General features: G+C 53.6%; 21 protein-coding genes. 9 read left to right on the top strand and 12 right to left on the bottom strand.

What is annotated here, in order from left to right; translation table 11 throughout:
• Positions 1–120: 120 nt before the first annotated feature.
• On the bottom strand, positions 121–429 hold the full coding sequence (locus tag CSC67_RS13450; RefSeq protein WP_118995019.1) for a DUF4148 domain-containing protein: 309 nt from the start codon (positions 427–429) through the stop codon (positions 121–123).
• 511 nt (positions 430–940) lie between these two features.
• Complete coding sequence (locus tag CSC67_RS13445) at positions 941–2,044, bottom strand: porin (protein WP_118995018.1); 1,104 nt, start codon at positions 2,042–2,044, stop codon at positions 941–943.
• Between the two features lie 1,123 nt (positions 2,045–3,167).
• On the opposite strand from CSC67_RS13445, the gene CSC67_RS21665 reads away from it, so the two are divergent.
• From CSC67_RS21665 to CSC67_RS13420, 5 genes are all read left to right on the top strand, one after another.
• Positions 3,168–4,319: a glycosyltransferase family 4 protein gene (locus tag CSC67_RS21665; RefSeq protein WP_118995017.1), complete on the top strand. Its 1,152-nt coding sequence runs from the start codon at positions 3,168–3,170 to the stop codon at positions 4,317–4,319.
• A 349-nt stretch (positions 4,320–4,668) separates the two neighbouring features.
• Complete coding sequence (locus tag CSC67_RS13435) at positions 4,669–5,178, top strand: cupredoxin domain-containing protein (RefSeq protein WP_118995072.1); 510 nt, start codon at positions 4,669–4,671, stop codon at positions 5,176–5,178.
• A gap of 139 nt (positions 5,179–5,317) precedes the next feature.
• Positions 5,318–5,737 carry a c-type cytochrome gene (locus tag CSC67_RS21805; protein WP_483414395.1) on the top strand — a complete coding sequence of 140 codons (420 nt, stop codon included), beginning with the start codon at positions 5,318–5,320 and terminating at the stop codon, positions 5,735–5,737.
• A complete protein-coding gene (locus CSC67_RS13425; protein WP_118995016.1) occupies positions 5,734–6,150 on the top strand; it encodes a DUF411 domain-containing protein in 417 nt (138 codons plus the stop codon). The genes CSC67_RS21805 and CSC67_RS13425 overlap by 4 nt, the downstream gene beginning before the upstream one ends.
• 160 nt (positions 6,151–6,310) lie before the next feature.
• Entirely contained in the window at positions 6,311–6,670 is a 360-nt protein-coding gene (locus tag CSC67_RS13420) for a hypothetical protein (RefSeq protein ID WP_118995015.1), read from the top strand.
• Positions 6,671–6,702: 32 nt separating this feature from the next.
• On the opposite strand, the gene CSC67_RS13415 is transcribed toward CSC67_RS13420, so the two are convergent.
• Together CSC67_RS13415 and CSC67_RS13410 are read right to left on the bottom strand one after the other, a co-directional pair.
• Positions 6,703–7,134, bottom strand: coding sequence for a DUF305 domain-containing protein (locus tag CSC67_RS13415; protein WP_245220231.1), 432 nt, complete (start codon positions 7,132–7,134; stop codon positions 6,703–6,705).
• 144 nt (positions 7,135–7,278) lie between these two features.
• The gene (locus tag CSC67_RS13410; RefSeq protein WP_118995013.1) at positions 7,279–9,141 is read right to left on the bottom strand and encodes a DUF4396 domain-containing protein; all 1,863 of its coding nucleotides are present in this window, start codon (positions 9,139–9,141) and stop codon (positions 7,279–7,281) included.
• 394 nt (positions 9,142–9,535) lie between these two features.
• On the opposite strand from CSC67_RS13410, the gene CSC67_RS13405 reads away from it, so the two are divergent.
• A complete protein-coding gene (locus tag CSC67_RS13405; RefSeq protein WP_118995012.1) occupies positions 9,536–11,920 on the top strand; it encodes a heavy metal translocating P-type ATPase in 2,385 nt (794 codons plus the stop codon).
• Between the two features lie 21 nt (positions 11,921–11,941).
• Here CSC67_RS13405 and CSC67_RS13400 read toward each other — a convergent pair whose 3' ends face one another.
• From CSC67_RS13400 to CSC67_RS13370, 7 genes are all read right to left on the bottom strand, one after another.
• Complete coding sequence (locus tag CSC67_RS13400) at positions 11,942–12,427, bottom strand: c-type cytochrome (protein ID WP_118995011.1); 486 nt, start codon at positions 12,425–12,427, stop codon at positions 11,942–11,944.
• 81 nt (positions 12,428–12,508) lie between these two features.
• On the bottom strand, positions 12,509–13,090 hold the full coding sequence (locus CSC67_RS13395; RefSeq protein WP_118995010.1) for a M23 family metallopeptidase: 582 nt from the start codon (positions 13,088–13,090) through the stop codon (positions 12,509–12,511).
• A gap of 208 nt (positions 13,091–13,298) precedes the next feature.
• Positions 13,299–13,808 (bottom strand): cupredoxin domain-containing protein, encoded by a 510-nt coding sequence (locus CSC67_RS13390; protein WP_118995071.1) that lies wholly within the window; start codon positions 13,806–13,808, stop codon positions 13,299–13,301.
• A gap of 70 nt (positions 13,809–13,878) precedes the next feature.
• Positions 13,879–15,015 (bottom strand): copper resistance protein B, encoded by a 1,137-nt coding sequence (locus tag CSC67_RS13385; protein ID WP_167752890.1) that lies wholly within the window; start codon positions 15,013–15,015, stop codon positions 13,879–13,881.
• Positions 15,012–16,853 carry a copper resistance system multicopper oxidase gene (locus tag CSC67_RS13380; RefSeq protein WP_118995069.1) on the bottom strand — a complete coding sequence of 614 codons (1,842 nt, stop codon included), beginning with the start codon at positions 16,851–16,853 and terminating at the stop codon, positions 15,012–15,014. The genes CSC67_RS13385 and CSC67_RS13380 overlap by 4 nt, the downstream gene beginning before the upstream one ends.
• Positions 16,854–17,243: 390 nt before the next feature.
• A complete protein-coding gene (locus tag CSC67_RS13375) occupies positions 17,244–18,215 on the bottom strand; it encodes a F510_1955 family glycosylhydrolase (protein WP_118995009.1) in 972 nt (323 codons plus the stop codon).
• Positions 18,216–18,290: 75 nt separating this feature from the next.
• Positions 18,291–18,539, bottom strand: a complete 249-nt coding sequence (locus tag CSC67_RS13370; protein ID WP_209304328.1) for a DUF2933 domain-containing protein — start codon at positions 18,537–18,539, stop codon at positions 18,291–18,293.
• Between the two features lie 336 nt (positions 18,540–18,875).
• Here CSC67_RS13370 and CSC67_RS13365 point away from each other — a divergent pair, with 336 nt between their 5' ends.
• From CSC67_RS13365 to CSC67_RS13355, 3 genes are all read left to right on the top strand, one after another.
• Entirely contained in the window at positions 18,876–19,076 is a 201-nt protein-coding gene (locus CSC67_RS13365; RefSeq protein ID WP_118995008.1) for a heavy-metal-associated domain-containing protein, read from the top strand.
• A 392-nt stretch (positions 19,077–19,468) separates the two neighbouring features.
• Positions 19,469–20,152, top strand: coding sequence for a heavy metal response regulator transcription factor (locus CSC67_RS13360; protein WP_118995007.1), 684 nt, complete (start codon positions 19,469–19,471; stop codon positions 20,150–20,152).
• Positions 20,153–20,157: 5 nt separating this feature from the next.
• The gene (locus CSC67_RS13355) at positions 20,158–21,576 is read left to right on the top strand and encodes a Cu(+)/Ag(+) sensor histidine kinase (RefSeq protein ID WP_118995006.1); all 1,419 of its coding nucleotides are present in this window, start codon (positions 20,158–20,160) and stop codon (positions 21,574–21,576) included.
• Positions 21,577–21,741: 165 nt separating this feature from the next.
• Here the strand turns inward: CSC67_RS13355 and CSC67_RS21455 are convergent, their stop codons facing one another.
• Positions 21,742–22,422 carry an IS4 family transposase gene (locus CSC67_RS21455; RefSeq protein WP_280813483.1) on the bottom strand — a complete coding sequence of 227 codons (681 nt, stop codon included), beginning with the start codon at positions 22,420–22,422 and terminating at the stop codon, positions 21,742–21,744.
• Positions 22,423–22,560: the final 138 nt, after the last annotated feature.

Raw genomic sequence — 22,560 nt, 5'->3', positions numbered from 1 at the left:
TTAACCGCGCCATACATGGGAATGACCGCCTAGGTGTTAGATAAGAATACCGCGCACAAGTGTAGCTATGCGCGGTGACTATTGCTACTCCTTCATGGAGAAGAGCCTCGTCAAATCGAATTACCGTTTCGATTGCCGTTGTACCTCTGCGTTATATTCTGGGCCATTACGCATACGAACATACTCAGCGTAGGCAGATCTGTATTCGCGGCTAAAGGTAATGGAGGGCTCGTAGTCTACCCGGAATTGATCGAGCCCCGCTTTCTTCCACAATGCTAGATCTGCACGCACTTCCGCGCGCGTCTTATCTATGCTTGAGGACGCCGCCGCGCTTGCACTGACAGCGGACGTATGCGGCTGTGCGCTGACTGCCATCGTCGATGTCGCCAGCAGCACTGCTGCGAAAAGGTTCTTTTTCAAGTTGGTCATATGTTTACTCCTAAAATTTACGAACGCATGCGGCTGCGCAATGGCGCGTGATGAAAGTTAAGCCGCTTGAATGAATTGTAGAAAATCAGCCTAGTAAATTTCCGAATACGCGCATTACTTTTTTGTTACCCAACTCAAACCGTAATGATCTTTGTCTAAGCGATTTCAATAGGTGTACACAGTCGATCATGCTCGATTCTTCGGGCGCGTTGATCCTTTGCGAACGGCTGCTGCAGCAAGTTTCGCCTTAGCGGAGTCTCCCACTACGCTCGGGGCGATTCACCTCACCGATGAACAGCGTCAGAACAGCCGATATGAGCGCCACTAGGAAAGCGGCTCGGAGCCTACCAAACTGTGCGCTCGACCCGAACTATCGCTTCGGTCATGCCTGGCTTCTTCCCTGCCATGCCGCCGTTTCGAAAAGACAAACCACACACCGCTGCTATCGAGTCAAACACCATCGCCCATCAGCGTGCATGGGAATCTGCACCCTGATGGACATCATGCTAACTTAGAAGCTGTGACGCAGGCCGACGCCAATCGACTGAGTCTTGTTACCCGAAACGAAGGCGACATTTTTTCCATAGGCGCCTTGCGCATAAAGATTGGTACGCGCGGAGAGTTTGTAGGTGTAGGCCAGGCCAAAAATGTGCTGCGCTTTGAGGTCGCGGCCGGCGTAGGCCGCACCGTTGTTGCGCGGGTCGACCATACCCCAACCGGCGAGCAGCTTACCGCGCGCGCCGACAGGGGCGCTTAGGCCTACGCCGTAAGAGTAAGCACGGAAGCCATCGTTGTAAGCGCGGATACTGCCGAAATCGAGTTCCGAATTGCGCAATTGAGAGGGCGTGCCGAACCAGCCGTCATCAGTGATGCCGAAGCCCAGATGCACCTCGGCCACCTCGAAGTCATAACTGCCTGCAAGGTTCCAGGATTTGGCCTTGATGCCGGTGACGGTCTTGGCGTCCTTCATCTGGTCATAGGTCAGAACCGCAGCCACGGGACCATTCAAATAGCGCAGACCCGCAGTCACGGCGCGGACGTTCGACTCGTTCTGGTCCCTCTGCTTGAACTCTTGCTCACCATCCGCATTGAACGAATACCCGATACCAGCCTGGAAGCCAGAAATGCTGGGAGTCAGGTACTGAATCTGGTTATCGTAACGTACCTCAGCCACGCTGAACGTGCCGGCGGTACGAGCTTGATTGAAATTGTTGCCGAAGGGCGTGGCGACACCAGCCAGCCAGCGGTAGGCGATGTTGCCCTGGCGGCCCAGCGTGATCGTGCCCCAAGCATCGGATTTCAGACCAAGCACCGCTTCTCGGCCATACAGACGACCGCCTTGGGCTTGGGTACCGTTCATCAGGCTGTAACCGTTTTCCAGCGTGAAGATGGCCTTCAGGCCATCACCCAGATCTTCGCTGCCCCGCAAGCCCCAGCGATTGCTCGACTGAGCGCCATCCCAACCACCCGTTTTGGATGCGCTGGCTGTGTCGCTTTTGAATTTTGTATAGCCCACACCACCATCCAAAAGACCATATAGCGTTACGGATGTATTGGCTTGCGCCGCACCTGAAAAACCGGATAACAAGGCGGCTACCAGCAAACTCTTTTTCATGAAAACTCCAGAAATTAGCCTTGATCAGTTGCAAGACCTTTTGTGGGTCAACTGATCAAACTTCCGAATGGAAGTCGCCGGCATTACAGCAGTGTTTCGTTAACGCGCAGTGAATTTCGAGCTTCCTGACGGAGATGTAATCTCGTAATCATCTTCCGGTAATTAAAGTTGGCAGGGAACAGAATTCGCTGAAATTCAGTGGCCGTGATCATCTCGATTACGTCGCCGTTCAGAGCTGAGTTGACGGTTGATAGCAACTTCAAGCGTAGATTCAGGCGGCAAAAATAAAGCTGGAATCCGCGTCTACATAATTCATTGAAATGGGCTCGCGGTGCTTCTTTTCGTCCTGCTTGATCATATTGATTGTTCCGCTATGCCGTTCAACGAGCGGAGGGGTTAGCGCATCGTTGAACCTACGAAGAAGGCATACGGAACTGAGGCGCTGCTTCGTCGGGGCCTGACACCAGAAAGTCACCATGGCAATGGTCTTTATTCGCCTTGCGGCTCTGTTCGTTTAAGTGTCGTTGTGGCCCTGTGCTTTGGCGCAGTCCTTCCACTCGTGAGCAGTCTTGAGTGTCATTCGGTCAATCAGACGATGCTGTGTGGCCAAATGCTATGAATTGGTCCATGTTCATGCGAGCGGAAGCTATTGCGCTATCGGAAGTTTGCAGTCTTCAAAGCTGCCTATCTGGGTGGACGCGCTTCTAATGTGCATTGCAAAAATGTAATCCTAGAGTTCGACGTTTGTCACGTCCGTACGCTTACCATTCACGTCTTGTAGGCGAAGAACCCGCCATCTTTATAGCCGTGGCTTCGCTAAGAAAACAAGCTTTGATCTCCTCAGCACGCTGGATTGCCGCTTCGCTTAAGTACCGGTAGCTCGGTCAAGGCTTAGGTTGTCTTCTGGCGTTGATAAACAACGAGTCTGCAGTTCTACGTGAATGCGCGAAGGCGTCGAAGTAGTCAGTTGGCTGCAAAGGACGGCTAGGCGGATACTCCAAAGCCCGGGTCAGAAGCATTTCAAGCTCTAGCAGATATCTCGTTATGTGCTGTCCCATTTCTAAACGATAGCGACCATTTCGAATATGAAAAAGATATCTCGTTTCACCACACCGCTGTCATTATGAAGATTCTCTATACCAACTTTCATCGAGGAGACGGCGGAGGACACACTACTTACATTCTTTCGCTTGCGCGCAAACTCAGCAGTGAGCACGAGATCGTCATTGCAGCACCCAGTGGGAGCCGTCTTTTCGAATCAGCTGCGGCTCTGGCAGGCGTTCGAACTATGCCGCACGAATTTAAAGGAGGGTTGCTCAGAACGCTGCTGAGCCTTCGGCGCCTTAGAGCATTCTTGCGGCGTGAGCAATTTGACATTATTCATGTTAACGGCGCGACAGACCATCGTGCCTGTATGTTCGCATTGATGGGTTCTGGCGCTTGGCGCCCAGTGCTCGTGTATACCCAACATAGTGACCGCCTATCTCGAAGCGTCGGAGCACTAGCTCGTGCAAAGCTGGCAACAGATCATGTCATTTGCGTCTGCGATCACACGCGAAATAAGTTGGTCCATTCGTACTTCAGAGGGTGCCGTCTGCACGTAATCCGTAATGGTGTTGAACTGGACAGGTTTGTTCCCCCCGCGCCAGAGGAGCGATTAGCTGCGAAAAGCTGCTGGATTCCGCCTCACTTGGCAGGGCGGTTAGTTGTGGGTAGCAATGCGGGGACCGCGGCGTACAAGAACTGGCTGGATATGGTCGAAGCGGTCTCTCTTCTTCCTGCTGTGCTACGAAGCCAAATCGTCATCTTGATTGCCGGCGTCCTTCCATCAGATGCTCAGCGCGCCAGAGTCGAGGCACTAAACCTGCGCAATAGTGTGGTTTTCACAGGGCTCTTGGATGATGTCCGTTCATGCTTGGCAGCGTTGGACGTCGGGTTTGTTGTGTCATCTGAGATAGAGACTATTTCGTTTGCATGCCGAGAAATGATGGCTATGGGTATACCTGTAATCGTAAGTGATGCGGGCGGCTTACCAGAGAACGTCAAAAATGGACATGATGGCTGGATTGTGCCAATCCGAGATCCGCAGGCGATAGCTTCCGTTCTTACGAAGGTGTTGGAAAGCCCTGCAGAACTAGTTTCCATGGGTCAGCGCGCGCGTCAGAAGGCTGTTCAGGAGTTCTCGATTGGTTCTTTCGTCTCGTCCACGCAGGAAGTGTACCTACGAGGCAAAGTTTCGCCCAAGAAAAGCACATGGATTGTACGCCCTGACTGAGCTCCGACGGCCTAAACCGTGCGCATGGCACAAATATGTTATGGAACAGTTGCCTGTGGCAGAGATGGCAGACGCCATGGAGGTGCTCGTAGTAACTCAAATAAGCCCTCGGTTAGAACGGCCGTGCCTATATTACAAAATTGTAATTTGCACGTCAGTAGATCGGCAGTTGTACTTCGTTAAAGTGCAATTGATTGCTCAATGCTGTTGCCATTAAAGTGACTAACTCGGGCGATGAAGCAGGAAGCCCGTTTCTTGGATGGTTTGGGTTTTCGGTTTCGATATTGCCTTTTCTTGGGGCGGTTTGAAATGGCTGCCTACTTAAACAAACTCTAGGAGTATACCCATGATGAAAAAGACCCTTTCTATTTTGGCTTTAAGTGTCCTTCCGGCCCTCGCATTGGCTGCGGGCAGCCATGGCGGGGGGCATGGCGCACCGGCGCATGGCATGCCTGGGCACGATATGTCCACCATGTCGAATGCACCGTCGCCGGCTGGCAAGCCTGGCGATCCGGCCAAAGTTACCCGCACGATTGAGTTGACGATGGACGACACCATGCGGTTTACACCGGGTGACATCCAGGTCAGCGCTGGCGAGACCATTCGTTTCTTTATCAAGAACACGGGCAAAATCCCCCATGAAATGGTGATCGGATCCCTCGCCGATCTGAAGGCCCATGCGGCCGAAATGCAAAAAATGCCGGGGATGCAGCATGCGGAACCGAATATGATCACATTGGGTCCGGGTAAGATCGGTGGCTTGGTGTGGCAGTTCGACCAGGCTGGCACCGTCGATTTCGCTTGCCTCATTCCGGGCCACATGGAGGCCGGGATGGTCGGCAAGGTAAAAGTTAGCTGATCTAGCGCATTAAAATGGCACGGAAGAAATTGGACTTTGGGGTAGTCGACGCTGTCGTCGTCGGCGCCGCGCCACCCTTTACAGCGTCATACGGGGATCCGGCTCGGCATTCATCGACCCTGCGGATCAGGCTCTTGTGATGCAGGGCAGGGCGATCTATGCGAACAATTGCGCAGCTTGCCCTGGTGAGTCGCTGCAAGGGCAGCCGAACTGGCGTGACCGCATGCCCAATGGCAGGCTGCCCGCACCGCCGCACGACAAAACCGGCCATACCTGGCACCATCCTGATGCGATGTTGGTCAATATGGTGAAAAACGGCCTGGTTCCTGGGAAGACGGTGCCGCCAGGCTATGTGAGCGACATGCCCGCGTCGGGAGATCCTCAGCGATCAAGAGATCATTGCGGTACTGGCTTACATCAAGAGCAACTGGCCGCCCAAGGTCCTGGAGGCACAGAAGGACGTCACATTGCAACGACAGAACTAAGCTGCCCGAGCGTGGTCTTTATCTATACTATGAGTCATTCAAGATTTACATTTTCACTGGAGCAGGTTTCATGAAATTATGGCTCGCAGCGGCTGCCTTGGCCGTCGCGTCATCCTTTGCACAGGCTGCCGGCACGGCCATTACCGTATATCAGGATCCCAATTGCGGTTGCTGCACTGGGTGGGTCGAGCATATGCGGGATGCTGGCTTTGATGTTACGGCGATCAAAACGGCCGACATGGCTTCGGTGAAGCAAGAACTCGGTGTGCCACCAAAGCTTGGGTCGTGTCATACGGGCGTGGTCGAAGCCACTGGCCAAATCATCGAGGGACACGTACCGGCCAATGCTGTCAACAAATTGCTGGCTGACTCATCAGTGAAGGGCGTGTCGGCGCCTGGCATGCCGTTGAATGCGCCAGGCATGGGCGAGTTGGACGGCAATCTGGTTACTGTGGACTTTAACGGTAAACCGTTTTCCAAGGACTAAAATCTACATACAAGCAATGGTATAGCCGGGTACGCCACGATTGGTACGCCTTGCTGCTCTGACGCTGGAAGACATTTACACCTCTATATCTACATCTCTCTTGCGCCACAAGTTCAAGCCGGTTCGTGAAAAGTCAATTTTCTGGATTTAGGAGATACAAATGAATATGAAAGTACTATTTATTGCACCCATGACGGCGCTCTTGTTGGGCGTAAGCGGTGCGGGAGTAGCAGCGACTTCCAGCAGTTATGGCACTACCGCAGGCACGAAAGCTGAATCAGGCATGATGCAGAATGGTGACGCGCCCAAGATGGGCGATATGAAGCCAGGCAAGATGAAAGATCACGGCATGATGGGCGGTGACATGATGAGGATGATGGGCAGCTGTCCTATGATGGGCGCTGCTAGCGGAGCCAATAGCAAAGTGAAGATGCAGATGCATGGCGAGATGATGCGTGCCATGGGCGACATCATGGTCAAGTATGCCGACAAGCTTGAGGCGCCGTCCTCACCTCAATAATGAGATCTGAGTTCGAACCGTAGACCTGAGAGCTATTTCGATGGCTTTGGGTGCGCAGCGAGCCATTCATCAAACTTCGCGATTTCTTTTTTCTGGTCTGCGATGATTTCTTTGGCCATTTGTTTCATCTCAGGATCTTGACCTTTTTTCAGCTCTAGCTCGGCCATATCTACGGCGCCCTGATGGTGGACCCGCATCATGGCGGCAAAGTCATAATCAATATCACTCGAGGGCTTCATGGCATCCATGCTCTTGCGCATTTCCATCATGGAACCCTGCATATCCATAGAGATGCCGTTTTTGGCGGTTTCCGACTTCATTGACGGTTGATTCGACTGAGTTGCTGTCGATTGGGCAGGCGCTGGCAATGAGATGGCCAACCTACTGGCTCCAAGCAGCGATGGCAAGAGGTGACGTACGGCGCGGATGCTCGCACGGCGAGCTATTTTCGGTTGAGTGAACATGATCGCTCCCAGGAAAGTTAGCCAATAGTTGGCGGTACGGTACCGGCCCAGCAAGTGTCATGTCCTCCTTTAATGCCAACGGCCTTCGCTATGGGTGGTCGTTCAATCGCAGCTACTAATCAAGCAACGTTGGTTTGAACAGAGCTAAGCCTGAACGTCCAGGATCATGGTCAGGCCCCCGGCGCCATCTTGTTCTACATTGTTGTTGGTCGTATGGTGCGGAATGTGACAATGCACAATCCACTTGCCTGGCCGGCGCGCGGTCCATATGACGTCATAGCGTTGCCCTGGGCCGACGTTGACTGTATCGGCTTCGAAGCGCGCCGCGGTGGGCAACACATTTCCATCGCGGGCAACCACGGTAAAAGGCCCACCGTGAACATGCATAGGGTGTACAAAATTGTTATTACTGCCGATGAAGCGCAATTTGATCGATTCGCCCACTTTCATCTTCACTGTGTCCGTGGCCGGGTATGCTTTGCCATTGATAGTGAAGTAATTGGGCAAGGCTCCTTCCATCAGCATGGCAGGGTAGGTCAACCCTTCGCGCTCGAGCCACTCCTGTAACTGCAATATATACTCATGGTCGGCCCGGGGTTCTTCATCGCGGTTCTTTGGGTCGATAATGAGTGCGCCATATAGCCCGAAGGCTTGCTGCCGATCGACATGGTCATGCGTATGATAAAAATAAGTACCGGATTGTTCGGTCATGAACTCATAAACGTATTTACCGCCAGGAGCAATTGGCTTTTGGGTAATGTTGGCTGGTCCATCCATTTCATTGGGTAGGATCAAGCCATGCCAATGTACTGTCGTCGATTCCGGTAGTTTATTATTGACATTGATACGGACCCTATCGCCTTCAGTGACGCGCAGCCGTGGACCCGGAATCTGGCGATTGAACGCATAGCCTTCTACCTGTACGTCGGGCAGGATGTTCCAACGCACAACGCTCGCTTCCAGATCAAAAACCTTGACACCGTTTTCAATACGAGGTTCAAGTGCTGTATCGCCTTGGGCGTCTTGCGCGGCGGTATGCGCGACCAAGCGCGGTGCGATGGCTGCCATATCGCGCATGGCAGCACCCGGCGTGTCCCACCCCATGATCATGCCTGGCGGCATAATCGCTCCTCCTACGTCGCGGGCAGACAGGCGCATGTTCACAAACAGCGCCGGAAACGTCATGCCAGCCAATAGCATTAAGCCGGTGGCCATCGTGACAGCTGCTAATTGCGGGCGTGTCACGTTAGGCTGCATGGCGTGATGGTCACCTGGAGACGACTTTGCCGAAGCATGGCCGCCACCAGTGTGGCCATGCTTCTTTGTCTGTGCGGTTTTGTTTTGGCGTTTGGTCATTAAGCCATGTTTCATCTGCCTGGAAACCATCCAGACATTGACCGGATAAGTCACGACAAAACCGGCAATCACGCCCATTGACATGACTCCCCAGAAAAGCAGTTCGGTCGGCTCCATCGCCCTCATGTCGCGCCCCATCATCAGGAGCGTCATGACGGGGGCCATGCCTGCCATCATGGCATTCATACTGATAAACTCGGGCATGAATGATTTTTTGACATTGTCCCAGTAGCTGCCGCCCATCATGTTCTTCATGAAAAGAGACTGGAAGATGAAAAGACCAAACGCGAATCCCGCTACATACTCAACGATGAGATCCAGCCACATAGGCAAGCCCAGCGCTGCCGTGATTACCGCCGCCAGGATAATGCCAGTGGCGTCGCCCGCCACGCAATGAATGGTCGAACCTGCGCCTTGTTTCCACAGCGGCTTGATGAATTGTTCATGCTCGCCTGGTCCGGGCTCTTTATCGGCCATCACATATAGCAGCAAGCCGATCGGCCCCATATAGAGGGTCACCAATACGAAACCCCACTTCATTACCACCGGCTCGGGATTATGGCGAAACTGATCCCACGCCACGTAGGCCGTGGATAAAGCCGCTAGAGCAAACCAGACAATAAGAAAGTAATCGATAGGTTGAGCGATCATGGGACTCTGGGAGTAATGACGAACGTGTTTGAGCCCGCACTGATTGCGCGGACTTTTTGCCCATCAGCAATTCCTGTGCCTCGTTGAGCCATTTTCCCGGTGCAGTTACATCGCTTGGATAAACCGAATCACGGCGTATTCGTTGTGCCAGCGTCATCGGACTGTTGGGTCCTATTCGCTCAAGTGGAGTTCTCGCCCGAAAGAACTGGCAACGCGATCGCGCGCGGCATGACAAAAATGTAATGCTATTGACAGCAAACTGTCAGTTTCGCGAACAGTAAAGTGTGGCATGATTAATCTACTTGCCATCGATCGCGAATTCTGGCTCTACGCTGTTTCAAGATGGTGATAGCCGTCAGCGTAGCCCAATACTAAATCGGAAATCGGCCACGTCATGACATCACACGACCACGATCACGCCCATCACGGCCAATCAGGTGACTTAAACGGCGGAGCAACGCAAGCGGGCAACAGCCACGCTAAATTACCTGGGTCCTCAGCCCCGGCGTTAAAAGACCCCGTGTGCGGAATGTCGGTGACCGAACAATCGCCACACCATCTTGAGCACGACGGTCAGCCGTTTTATTTCTGCAGCACTAGTTGTCAGGCCAAATTCAGCGCGGACCCGGCCAAATATCTCTCTAAAAGCCAATCGAGCGAACAATCAACTCAGGCAGCCGCACCGGGCACGATCTATACCTGTCCGATGCATCCGGAGATTCGCCGAGATCACCCTGGAAACTGTCCTAAGTGCGGCATGGCGCTGGAACCGCTTATGCCTACACTCGATGACGATAATCCGGAACTGGCGGACTTCAGTCGCCGGTTTTGGTGGACCTTGCCGCTTACTCTAATCGTCACCACGCTGGCCATGTTCGGCCACCAGTTTGGCTGGTTTGGCATGACCACTCAAAGTTGGATCGAGCTGGTGCTTTCCTTGCCTGTCGTGCTGTGGGCCGGCTGGCCGTTCTTTGTGCGCGGCGTTCAGTCGGTGGTTAACCGTAGCCCCAATATGTGGACGCTCATCGGTCTGGGAACGGCGGCGGCTTTTATCTATAGCGTCGTGGCGACGGTTACGCCGGAAGTTTTCCCCGATACCTTCTTGTCCATGGGACGTATCGCAGTGTATTTTGAAGCGGCAGTCGTCATCATTTCCTTGACGCTTTTCGGGCAAATTCTTGAGTTGAAAGCTCGCTCGCAGACCTCGGCGGCCATCAAGTCGCTAATGGGATTGGCCCCGAAGACGGCCCGGCGTATCTTGCCTGATGGTACTGAAGAAGATGTGCCCTTGACTCATGTGCATGAAGGCGATCGCTTGCGTGTGCGTCCAGGTGAAAAAGTGCCGGTGGACGGGGCGGTAGAGGAGGGCGCGAGTTCAATTGACGAATCCATGCTGACCGGCGAACCGCTTCCCGTCAGCAAACGCGTGGGCGATAAAGTGATTGGCGCCACGATGAATACATCGGGCGCGCTGGTGATACGCGCCGAGAAAGTGGGCGCGGCTACGGTGTTGTCTCAAATCGTGCAGCTCGTGGCGCAAGCGCAGCGCTCCCGAGCGCCCATGCAACGCATGGCCGATCATGTGGCTGGCTATTTTGTCATGGCGGTGGTTGCTATAGCAGTGATCACGTTTTTCGTGTGGGGATTCTGGGGTCCACAGCCAACGTGGGTATATGGTCTGATCAATGCGGTAGCCGTGCTGATCATTGCCTGCCCGTGCGCGCTAGGCTTGGCGACACCCATGTCCATCATGGTGGCGACGGGTCGTGGTGCGACGCACGGCGTCTTGTTCCGCGATGCCGCCGCCATCGAGAACTTTCGCAAGGTGGATACTTTGATCGTCGATAAAACTGGCACCTTGACCGAAGGGCGGCCCACGTTTGAGCAAGCGGTTGCCGTCGGGGGCGTTAGCGCCGACGAGGTGCTGCGCCTGGCTGCTAGCCTGGATCAAGGCAGCGAGCACCCGCTGGCCGACGCTATCGTTAGTGCCGCACGAGAGCAGGGATTGGCATTGGCCACGGTAGATGAATTTGAGTCGGGCTCCGGGATTGGCGTTCGCGGAAACGTTGAGAGCAAACGTCTGGCGCTCGGTAATACCGCGCTGATGCAGCAAGAAGGCGTCGACGTGGCGATACTAAGCGAGAAGGCGGATAGCCTGCGTATGCAAGGAGCGAGCGTCATGTATCTAGCTGCGAACGGCGACTTGCTGGGTCTACTTGCCGTGTCCGACCCTATCAAAGCCAGCACGCAAGAAGCCTTGAGTGAACTGAAGGCCGCTGGAATCCGAGTCATCATGGCCACGGGAGATGGGGTGTCGACAGCGAAGGCTGTAGCGCAACGCCTCGGTATCGACGAATTCCATGGTGAAGTAAAGCCGGCCGATAAGCTCGATCTGGTTACAAAGCTTCAGGGTCAAGGGCATATCGTGGCGATGGCGGGGGATGGCATTAACGATGCGCCCGCGCTGGCTAAAGCCGATGTGGGCATTGCCATGGGTACCGGCACCGATGTCGCTATGAACAGCGCCCAGGTCACGCTGGTGAAAGGCGATTTACGAGGCATCTCGATTGCCCGCCATTTGTCTGACGCGACCATCACGAATATGAGGCAAAACCTGGGGTTTGCTTTTGTTTATAACGCTTTGGGCGTGCCGCTGGCGGCGGGCGTGCTGTATCCATGGACGGGGTTATTGCTCTCACCCATGTTTGCCGCCCTGGCGATGAGCTTAAGTTCAGCTTCGGTGGTGACGAACGCCTTGCGGTTACGTAAAGCAAAATAAACGGCTAGCGCGCCCAATGAGTTACTGTGGCCGTTGTTGCGTGATTTCTTTTTGAGCCGCTAACGCCTGTTTGGGCCAGGAGCTTTTGATATAAGCGAGCACAGCCCGGATGTCGTGATCGGTCAGCAACTTGCCATAGGCGGGCATATCGCTCACATACTCGGGTGGGGCTGTCACGCCAGGGACCAGGCCATTTTTAGTAATGTCAATTAAAACGGCATCGGGATGATGCCAGGTGTGCCCGGTCTCATCATGCGGCGGCGCAGGCAAACGACCATTGGCTTGCCGGATACGCCAGTCAGGCTGGCCTTCCAACTTTGCGCCATGGCAAGATGCGCAGTTGTTGGCGTAGATTTCTTTGCCGTTGGCGACGAGTTCTCGATCGGAAGGGTCAATAAATGCCGATCTTGAGCTCATCAAGGGTTCATACATAAACAAGCCGGCACCGAGCGCCAGTAAACCAAGCACTCCGGTAATCACGCCCGCTTTTTTCACAGTTATTGCCATTGGAACTATCCCACTCACTTTGTTGCACGATCAATCAATGTAATTTGCGGGCTATCGCTACGCCGGCCGCACAAGGTAACTTCATCTTTGGACATAGGAGGCAAGTTGCCGTTTTTCCTGGATGGGGTCTACCGGTTGATTGTTGACGCGCAGCTCATAATGCAAATGAGGGCCACTGGATGTTCCGGTTGAACCGACATAGCCAATGATTTGTCCCTTTTCTATGCTGACACCTTTTCTTAGGCCTTTCTTAAAGCGGCTTTGATGCGCATAGACAGTGGAATACTCATTATCATGCTCTATGAAAATCACTTTGCCATATCCATTTTGGACACCAATGAAAGAGATTTTTCCCTGAGCCGTTGCGCGGATGGGAGTGCCTTTTGGGGCGGGGTAGTCAAGACCCTGATGGCCTGCCCACTTGCCTGATACGGGATGCAGCCGGTAGCCAAAGGATGAGTTGACACGCGCGCGTTCGATCAGCGGCGTGGCAAGAAACATCTTACGCAAGCTCTCGAGTCGAGGGATCGCCTTGTGAGAGTGTTTGCCGAGTGTGTGAACAGGGCTTTCGATAATAGAAGTCAGTCTGACTTCCGATGCCACGGCGCTATTCGTTAGAAGATAACCGAAGACGAGAAGCAGGCTTTTTAATATCGTATGCATGTCATATAGAAAATATTTGGATAATGCTAGAGCGTGGTTCGCCTTTTGTGGCTGGATCGACTGTGATTCGTGTGAGAGAAATAAGCATTGGCAGCACTACATACGCAGTGCTGCCGCTCTGGCGGGAACGCATTATAGGTACTGTGCCTAGTAATCCATCAGGCAGTGGATGAATAATCTGGCCATAAGGCACCGCCTTTACGTCACCTTATCCGACTGTTACCTTACCAATCATGCCCGCTTCCATGTGTCCAGGAAGAAGGCAGGCAAAGTCAACGGTTCCGGTCTGAGGAAACTGCCAGACGAGGCCACCTTTTTGGCCAGGATTGACCGTGATCATATTGGGCTCGGCATGTTTCATTCCCGGCATTTTTTGCATCATGGCGGCATGCTCTTTGAGCTCTGCAACGGAGCCGATTACCATTTCATGAGGAATCTTGCCGGTGTTCTTGATGAAGAATCGGACCGTCTCGCCGGCCTTGACCTCGATGTCGCTCGGTGTAAAACGCATAGCGTCGTCCATCGTCACTTCGATCGTGCGAGTGACTTTGGCAGGGTCGCCAGGCTGACCGACCGGCGAAGAAGCGTGCGACATAGAAGACATGTCATGACCATGCATGCCGTGTGAGGCGGTGCCGTGCCCGCCCGCATGTGTGCCTGCAGCCAAAGCGAAGGCCGGTAGAACGCTTAGAGCGAAAATAGATATAGTCTTCTTCATAGATTGAACTCCAAAAATGTATACATTGAGACGGAGGCGCGGCATCGCACTTCCTTAAATAACAGCGACATTAAAAACGAAAGGCCAGACCAGCTACAAAACGTGTTTCCTGCTTGGAGTCACCTGCTGCGCGAGCGTAATCCGCTGTCTTTCCAAACTTGCTGGACCACTCAACGCCGACATAAGGCACGAATTGCCGTGTGATTTCATACTTAAGCCGCAGACCGGCAGTGCCTGTGGAAAGGCCGCTACCTCTACCCCAACGCTGGTCATCTTTGCCGTAGAAGTTCACTTCAACGCTCGGTTGCAGGTAGAGCTTTTGAGTGAGCAAGATGTCATACTCCGCTTTCAGTCCAAGGGCGGTTCGCCCGCTCGGGCCGACGAAAGCCGTCGCATCCACTTCAAACCAATAGGGAGCCAGTCCTTTGAAGCCAAAGGCCAACCACTCCCGGTTTGGTGCGCCCGACCCATAGTCAAAGCGAAAGCCCAGTTCCGTGTCCCAGAACGTCGAGATGGCATGCCGCCACAGCAGCTGCGTCTTGGATTCTTGCAACTTGCCGCTCGCTACTTCGCCTTCCGCTTTGATGACGGCGCGGTTATAGGTGCTACCGTACCAAGCCTCACCTTCATAGGCCGCCCATTCCTCGCCTCGCGCCCTGACATACTCAAATCTGTCGAATCGCACCGAACCGAAGTTGTGCATGTCCGACATGACTAATGCCTCAGATGGAGGCAACGCATACTTGCCCGCGTTACGCACGTAGCCATCGGAGTAAGCATCCGGATCGCGGGCATCGGGTGGCGCCGATCCGCCTTGCATCTGCATATCGCCGTGGTCCATTTCGCCACCGCTCGTATTCATTGCTCCCATATCGTGAGCAGTGGCCGCCGGAGCTGTGTTGGCTTGGCCATGGTTCATTCCCGGCATGGCCTCTGCTGGCTTAGTTGCGGGGGTTGATTTCATATTCATCGTGCCATGGTCCATGCCAGGCATATTCATTTTGCTGTGATCCATGCCAGGCATGCTTGCTGCATCGGCAGGAGCCGAGCTGGCCGGCGTGGCAGTATGGCCACTATGGGCGTCATGCGCTTGGGCGTAGGCAAAAAGCGGAGTGGCGCCGAGCGTTGCGATGGCGACTCCAAGAATGCGTTTTTTTATATGGGTATTCACGGTCAAGATTCCCTTTTTCTCGTTTATTGAGCTCATGCCACCACCACTTCGCGAAACATCCCCGTATCCATATGCAGCATCAGATGGCAGTGCCAGGCCCAGCGACCCAGTGCATCGGCGGTCACGAGAAAGCTGATGCGTTGCGCCGGCTGCACCGGAATCGTGTGGCGGCGAGCTTGGAAGCTACCGTCGGGCGCCTCCAGTTCACTCCACATACCGTGCAAGTGCATCGGGTGCGTCATCATGGTGTCGTTGTGCAAAATAACCCTGACCCGCTCGCCGTAGCGAAAATGCACAGGCGTCGATTTTCCATATTCAACGCCGTCGAACGACCAGGCATAGCGTTCCATGTTCCCGGTCAGATGAAGCTCGATTTCACGCTCTGCACCGCGCGGATCCATCGCGCCACCCACAGTGTGCAAGTCCGACAATGTCAATACTCGGCGGCCGTTGTTGCGCAGCCCAATGCCGGGATCGTCCAGATTGGTGCGCGGCATGTCGACCCGCATATCGATACTTGGGCCATACTCGGTCTTGGCGTGGCGCACTTGGGTGCTCGCGCCAGCCGCTGCCATTGCGCCATGATCCATGCCAGCCATGCCTGCGTGATTCATTCCCTGCATGCTGCCATGGTTCATCCCTGCCATATTGCCGTGGTCCATACCGCCCATGGACGATTGGCCAGGCGCGCCATGGTTCATTCCCGACATTCCGCCACCCATGGCACCCATCATGTCCGCCATGGTGAGCCATTCCACAGGGTCAAGCGCGGGCACGGGCGCCTCGAGACCAGCACGCGTAGCCAGCGTGCCACGGGCATATCCGGTGCGGTCCATGGCCTGCGCATAAACGGTGTAAGCGTCGTCCTTCGGCTGCACCAATACGTCGTAGGTTTCTCCTGGCCCGAACCGGAACTCATCAACGGTTACCGGTTCTACATTGACGCCGTCCGCCTGAACAACTGTTAACTTCAGCCCTGGTATGCGCACATCGTAGAAAGTGTTTGCTGCGCCGTTGATAAAGCGCAGCCGCACACGTTCTCCAGGTTGAAATAGCCCAGTCCAGTTGCCCGCTGGCGTTGTGCCGTTCATCAGGTAAGTCAACACGTTGGCCGATAAGTCCGCAAGATCGGTCGGGCTCATGCGCATTTCGTTCCACATCTGGCGCTTCTCGATAGCCGCTTTCAGGCCTATTTTGGAAGCATCCCGGAAGAAATCGACTGCCGTGGGCTGGTTATAGTTGTAGTAGTCGCCCTGCATCTTGAGCTTGGCCAGGACCCGCATCGGATCCTCGTCAGTCCAGTCGGATAACTGAACGACATACTCCCGATCCGCGCGTATGGGGTCGGTTTGTGCCGGGTCGATAATGATCGCCCCATAAACGCCGGTCGCCTCCTGCATCCCTGAGTGCGAGTGATACCAGTACGTGCCGCTTTGTTCGACTTTAAATCGGTAGGTAAACGTTTCCCCTGGGGCGATGCCCGCAAAACTGATACCTGGCACGCCATCCATTTGGAAGGGCAGGATGATACCGTGCCAATGAATGGAGGTGGCTTCCTTGAGGCGGTTCTTGACGCGAATAGTGATCGTATCGCCTTCGCGCCAGCGTAAGGTAGGCGCAGGAAGCGAGCCATTGACTGTTGTCGCCATGCGTGGATTGCCGGTGAAGTTGACGGGCGATTCACCGATCTCCAGGTTGAACTCGGTCCCCGTCAGCACAGCGGCTGAGCCGGTGCTCGTCTTGGCGGACGGACTCCCAGCAGCTCGGGCAAAGGGCGATAAGCCCAACAATACGCCGCCGGCCGCTAGGCCCTGAACGAATCGGCGACGGGGCAGAATAGGTAGTGCAAGCGAGGACGGTAGCAGGTGTTTCACGTGAGCGTATCCCAAAGTCGAAAGAGGCAGACATCAATCATTCTTCGATGATCAAAGCCTCAAATTAAATTGATGACTAGCACTTTAACGAAATGTGCATGTCGGCCCAATGACGCCGGCATTACATTTTTGTAATGCATAGGTATTCTTCAGGTTGGGCTGTGTGGTTGCATTTTCGATACTGGCAGCAGGGAGGCACTTAAGCGTGTAACGCTCGCGTTAAGTGCCCATCATCCAAAACATCATGGCTCCCATGCCGACAAAAGCAAAAACGGCTATGAGTCCAATCGCCGCCAGTGCGATCACAATGATTTTTATCAGTTTATTACTCATGAAACTACTCAAATTGCTTTACGCTATGTGAATGCCAAACGATACGATGTCAGGAGATTACTTATCGAGCGTCGTGCCACCTTTAGCAATCTGTAGCCAGGTCGCACCACGATCTTGACTGATATAGACGCTACGCTTGAAGGTCGCGATCGCAAGTTCTTCGTGGCGGGTAGGGTTTTGAGCAATAAAGGCCACCGCGTCTTCATCTAGTGCGGGAAGCTCGATTTTTTCTATAACTCCGCCGTCCTTCAGGTCCATGCGACTTAGCACGGGGACATTTGCATAACTGCTAACCCAGAGGTGCTCGCCATCCAGATCGAACCACTGCGCAAGTACCTGCGCGCTCTGGACCAATGGCTCAAAATGGTTGCCCGCGTCACGAGACAAGTACAACCCGTCGGCAGCGCCCACGGCAACGACGTTGACATCGCGCGGGTGCACCGCCAAGCTATTAATTTTGGCCCTTAGGCCGTTAGCGGCTGCCCGCGCCCATGCCAGGCCGTCTGTTTGAGTCATATACAGCCCAGCTTGGGGCATCCGGGTATTAGGCCCATAATTCAGGACGTACACCGCATCGGTTTCATAGCTTGTGGCCAAGGTATGAAAATCGGACTCTCCTTCCAGCCCCAACTGTCGCCAAGTTTTTCCCGCATCCGTACTCTTGATGAGGCCGAACGGATTAATTAGCTTCGAGCCTGTTGCGGGATGCCCGCTGCTGTAAAACGCCCCGCGGGTGGTGGCGAATCCCATGTAATCATGCTCGGGGCCGGCCATCTTTGTCCATTGACCGTTCGAATACGCCGCGATGCCATGATGGCTCGGGATCAGCAACTGTTTACCGTCTGTGCTATAGGCAAGCCCGTGCACGTGCGTGAGTTCAATCGGCGCAGCCTGTGCCAAAGTCATTATGGCTTGTACATCGGCTACGGATGGATCGGTACTTGCGGTTGCTACGCCGATTCCGCCGAACATCAATAGCGTGCCAACGCTTGTTGCCGCCAGGCTGGTAAAAATCGTTTTAGAACTCATCACGTGATATCCGTAAATCTAAGTGCTACCCCATCAGGAGTCCGCTATGGGTAGGGTAGGACGGCTGCGAGCCGGCTAGTCTTTGAGCGGCGAGTGTCCGACCAATTGTGTGGCGGGAGTTTTATCAGCTTGGTTGTTATCGACCTTTCGCTCTTTGTGGCAGGATTGCATGCCTTTCATCATGAATACCATCATCAAAGGACAAATCAGGAAGAATAAAAATGGGGCGCTGGCCGTAATCCATTCTCGGGCGGACGGCAAAGTTGCGTACGCCACTGCAATGACAGCACCTAGGCTAAGGGCCGCCTTTAACATAGTTTTCATGTCACATTTCATCATCGCTCCTTCAATTGGACAGGTTGGTTCATATCCGCCCGGCAGTGACGAATGAGCGGTGATAAACACACTGTAGCGAAGCCAGGCTGTCAGTCCGATTACGCTCTCATTACATCTTTGTCATGTCTGTGCCAAGCTTCACGACAGTCGAGCAGTTTGCTGTTACTTAACGGAGAAAAAAAGCAACTGCGAAGTCGATCGCACGGTGCAGGTGTGTGATCTTATTGAAAAAGAAGCCGGTAAATGCGACGCTGGGCCAGCTTGACATTGCCGTAATGGCAAGGTTTAGTATGGTTATGCTGCATTACCTAAGGAGACAGCACAATGATTGAATTTGAAGTGAAAGATATGACGTGCGGTCACTGTGTAGAGACCATAACGCGCGTGGTTAAAGAAACGGCACCGACGGCCAGCGTTAGCATTGATCTGCCTGCTCATTTGGTTCGGGTCGATGGAGAGCTTAATGCAGAGGTCATCGAACGTGCCATTCGAGAAGTAGGTTATACGCCGGTGCTCAAAATCTAGGGCCGGACACTGTTAAGCCGTCGAGCCCGCGTACCAATTTTTGGCACGCTTTGGCGCAATGCTCTTAATTGTCCATGCTAAGGCTAGCCATACTGTTGGCCACACGCTTCGCAGATGTTCGCGACTATCTGACAAAACATTTGGGCAAGCTCACTGCCCTTCACCAGGTAACTTGGTCGCGGAGACGAAATGTCCGATACTGCCCAATGGCCACAAGGGCATTTAAAGAGAACTTGTTCGAAATATTGGTGTATTACAATTTTGTAATTCATTCGTCATCGTGTTGTCAGCTTCGCGCGGGTACAGTCGTATCATGATTTCTGACGCTTCTAGGTCAGGGGGTGATCCCTTAAGTCAGACACAGAACGGAAGTGCATCGCAGGAGTGATCACATGAAATTGCTCGTCGTTGAAGATGAGATAAAAACTGGCGAATACATACGCCAAGGGCTCGTCGAGTCCGGCTTTATAGTCGATCTGGCCCGTACGGGTTTGGACGGGCATCACCTCGCCCTGACAGAGGACTATGATTTGATCATCCTGGATGTCATGCTGCCAGATGTTGACGGCTGGCGAATTGTTCAAGCGTTGCGCGAAGCGAAGTCGGCTACCCCCGTATTGTTTTTGACGGCACGCGATAGCGTGGAGGACCGGGTTAAGGGCTTGGAACTAGGCGCCGATGATTATTTGATTAAACCTTTTGCTTTTTCGGAGCTACTCGCACGAGTGCGTACGCTATTGCGTCGTGGAACCACGCCAGTCTTTAACGATCAACTGCAGGTGGCTGACCTGGTGCTGGACATTCCGCGTCGGCGAGCAAAGCGACAAGAGGTACGCATTAACCTGACAAACAAGGAGTTCGCACTTTTGGAGCTTTTGGTGCGTCGCCAAGGCGAAGTGTTACCGCGTTCTCTGATTGCCTCGCAGGTGTGGGATATGAATTTTGACAGCGATACTAACGTCATTGACGTGGCAATTCGGCGCCTGCGTGCCAAAATTGATGATGCTTTTGAGCCCAAGCTAATTCATACCGTTCGCGGTATGGGATATATGCTTGATGTCAGCAGCGCGGGCTGAAAAGAGTGGCACGCCGCCCTGCGTCCCTGGCCCTGCGCCTGACCGTATCCATTGGAGCGGTCATCACAGCGGTGCTTCTTACGTTTGGATGGATGGTCCAACGATCTATTAATAGTCACTTCGTTCAGCAGGATGTCGATGAGCTTAATGCTGTGGTTCAATCGCTGACGCAGTCGCTTTCCGAGCCGCCAGCCAGTCAAGAACCCGATGCCTTGACGCGGCGGCTGGCCGCTGCGATCTCAGGTCATCGTAATGCACAGTTTCGAGTGTCGGATAGTCATGGAAATGTGATTTACGCTACGCCTAATTCGGATCTGGATGGTTTTGCACGGTTGGCACCCTCTACGGGCGTGATTAACATTGATTCGGTGAAAATCTGGCGGGATAAGGGAGAAACCTATAGAGGTGCTGTTGTGCAGCTAATGAACAAAGGTCCTCAAGGCACCGAGCCTTTAACCTTAGCCGTTGCCACTGGTATCAATTTTCACTTGCACTATCTTGAAAGTTTTCGCAGTTACCTGAGAATTATTACGACCGCAGCCTGTCTGATTGCCATTTTCGCGACGTGGCTTGCGGTGTATCAAGGGCATGCGCCGATACGGCGCATCAGCCGGGAGATTCGTCGAATCAAATCTGATCAGCTTTTTATTCGGCTTGATCCTGGTACGGTTCCGGTGGAGTTGACTGAGCTAGCCGTCTCATTCAATGAGATGCTCGATCGCATTGAAGAAGGTTTTCAGCGGCTGTCGAATTTTTCGGCTGATATCGCTCATGAGATGCGTACGCCCATAACGAATCTGAAGACTCAGACGGAAGTTGCTCTCTCACAATCGCGTGATGTCGACCAGTATCGAGAAATTTTATATTCGAATCTGGAAGAGTACGAGCGTATGGCCAAAATGGTCGCAGATATGTTGTTTTTGGCACAGGCCGATAATAATCAGCTCAAACCTGAGCTCGTCAGCGTGGATTTGGCTGCAGAAGTGCAAGCTCTATTTGATTACTTCGAAGCGTGGGCTGAAGAACGGTCCGTTTCATTGATACGAGAAGGACAAGCATTACGTATTCAGGGCGATAGATTGATGATACGACGCGCGCTGAGCAACCTTTTATCTAATGCCCTCCGCTATTCCCCTGCGGGCCGCGCGGTCACAGTTTCACTAGCGGCGAACAGCAACGACATGGTGGCTATTCGTGTGTACAACTACGGGCCAATGATAGATCGCGAACATCTTCCGAAGCTGTTTGACCGATTTTACCGAGCCGATCCTTCACGCCAACGTAAAGGTGACGGAGCCGGTTTGGGTCTAGCCATTGTCAAATCGATTATTGAAGCACATGGCGGCTCCATTTCTGCAAAAGATGAGGGTGGGAAAATGGTTTTCGAGATCAAGCTTCCTCAGGAGAGAGATCGCGAGGCTTAGAGCAGTTAACTATTAAAGTAGTAGACCAATTGACCCGGTTCTGAAAGGTAATTACGCACTGGACGCCTTAACGGCGACGTCATCGCCGCCAACGATCCACAGCACCGTTGACATGGTTGAGCAGAATTCGACAGACTTTAAGTAAGCGTCCGCCGAACCTTGCAATTACCCACAATTCTTGGCGATCTGTGCTCCTAGCAGCAGATCGCTAAGCCGACGCATGCCTCTCCAGATAACCAAGTTGCCCGGAGGCGGATCATGCGCCCTCGCCAAATAGCCACCAAGCCGGGCTAGGCAAATTAGATATTCTGCCAGACGGGACTGCTGCGATAACGGCTTGCGCCACTGTTGGGATAGCTTGGTCAGCACGAGTCTTTCGTCTACGGTAAATGCCACCTCTGGTGGCGCTCGAGGTGCCGAGCGATGAATCATAGTGAGCCAGAAGGTCCGCCAACTTACGATGCAACACAGGGCGATGAGATTAATGCGCCGTTGCGCCTTGCGAAGCTTGGGCTGTTCGATTCGGCAGCCTGATTTCAGAATGTAGTGGAACATCTCAATTTTCCAACGCAATGCATACCAACGTAACTTCTCAATGGCCTCGGTTCGAGTGCGCACCGGCATATCAGTCACCAACTTCCAATCGATGGGATCGCGCCCTTTGAGCTTGTCCTTTTCTCGTGCGTGAATGATGGTAACCGTCAACTCAGGATATCGGCTACGCTTGGCGCGCGACGGTAAAAGACGCAAACGCCGAAACGTCAATGCCAACCGCGCCTGGCACACCCGACCGTCCTTATCTCTGAACTCTATCTTGTGTATTCCTCTGCTGCGCACGGTGCGCATCTCCTCGGCCACGTGTGAGTGCCATCGCCACAGAGCCGATCAGCGCAGGTGTGCACGAGGAAGTGTGTACCCAATTCTTGAGCGGCGCAGAACAATTCATAGATGTCGCATTCACGATCACCGATATGAATGCATTGA

It is taken from the genome of Pusillimonas caeni, assembly GCF_003545815.1.
GTDB lineage: Bacteria > Pseudomonadota > Gammaproteobacteria > Burkholderiales > Burkholderiaceae_B > Pusillimonas > Pusillimonas caeni.
This window is presented reverse-complemented; position numbering and strand designations above follow the sequence as displayed.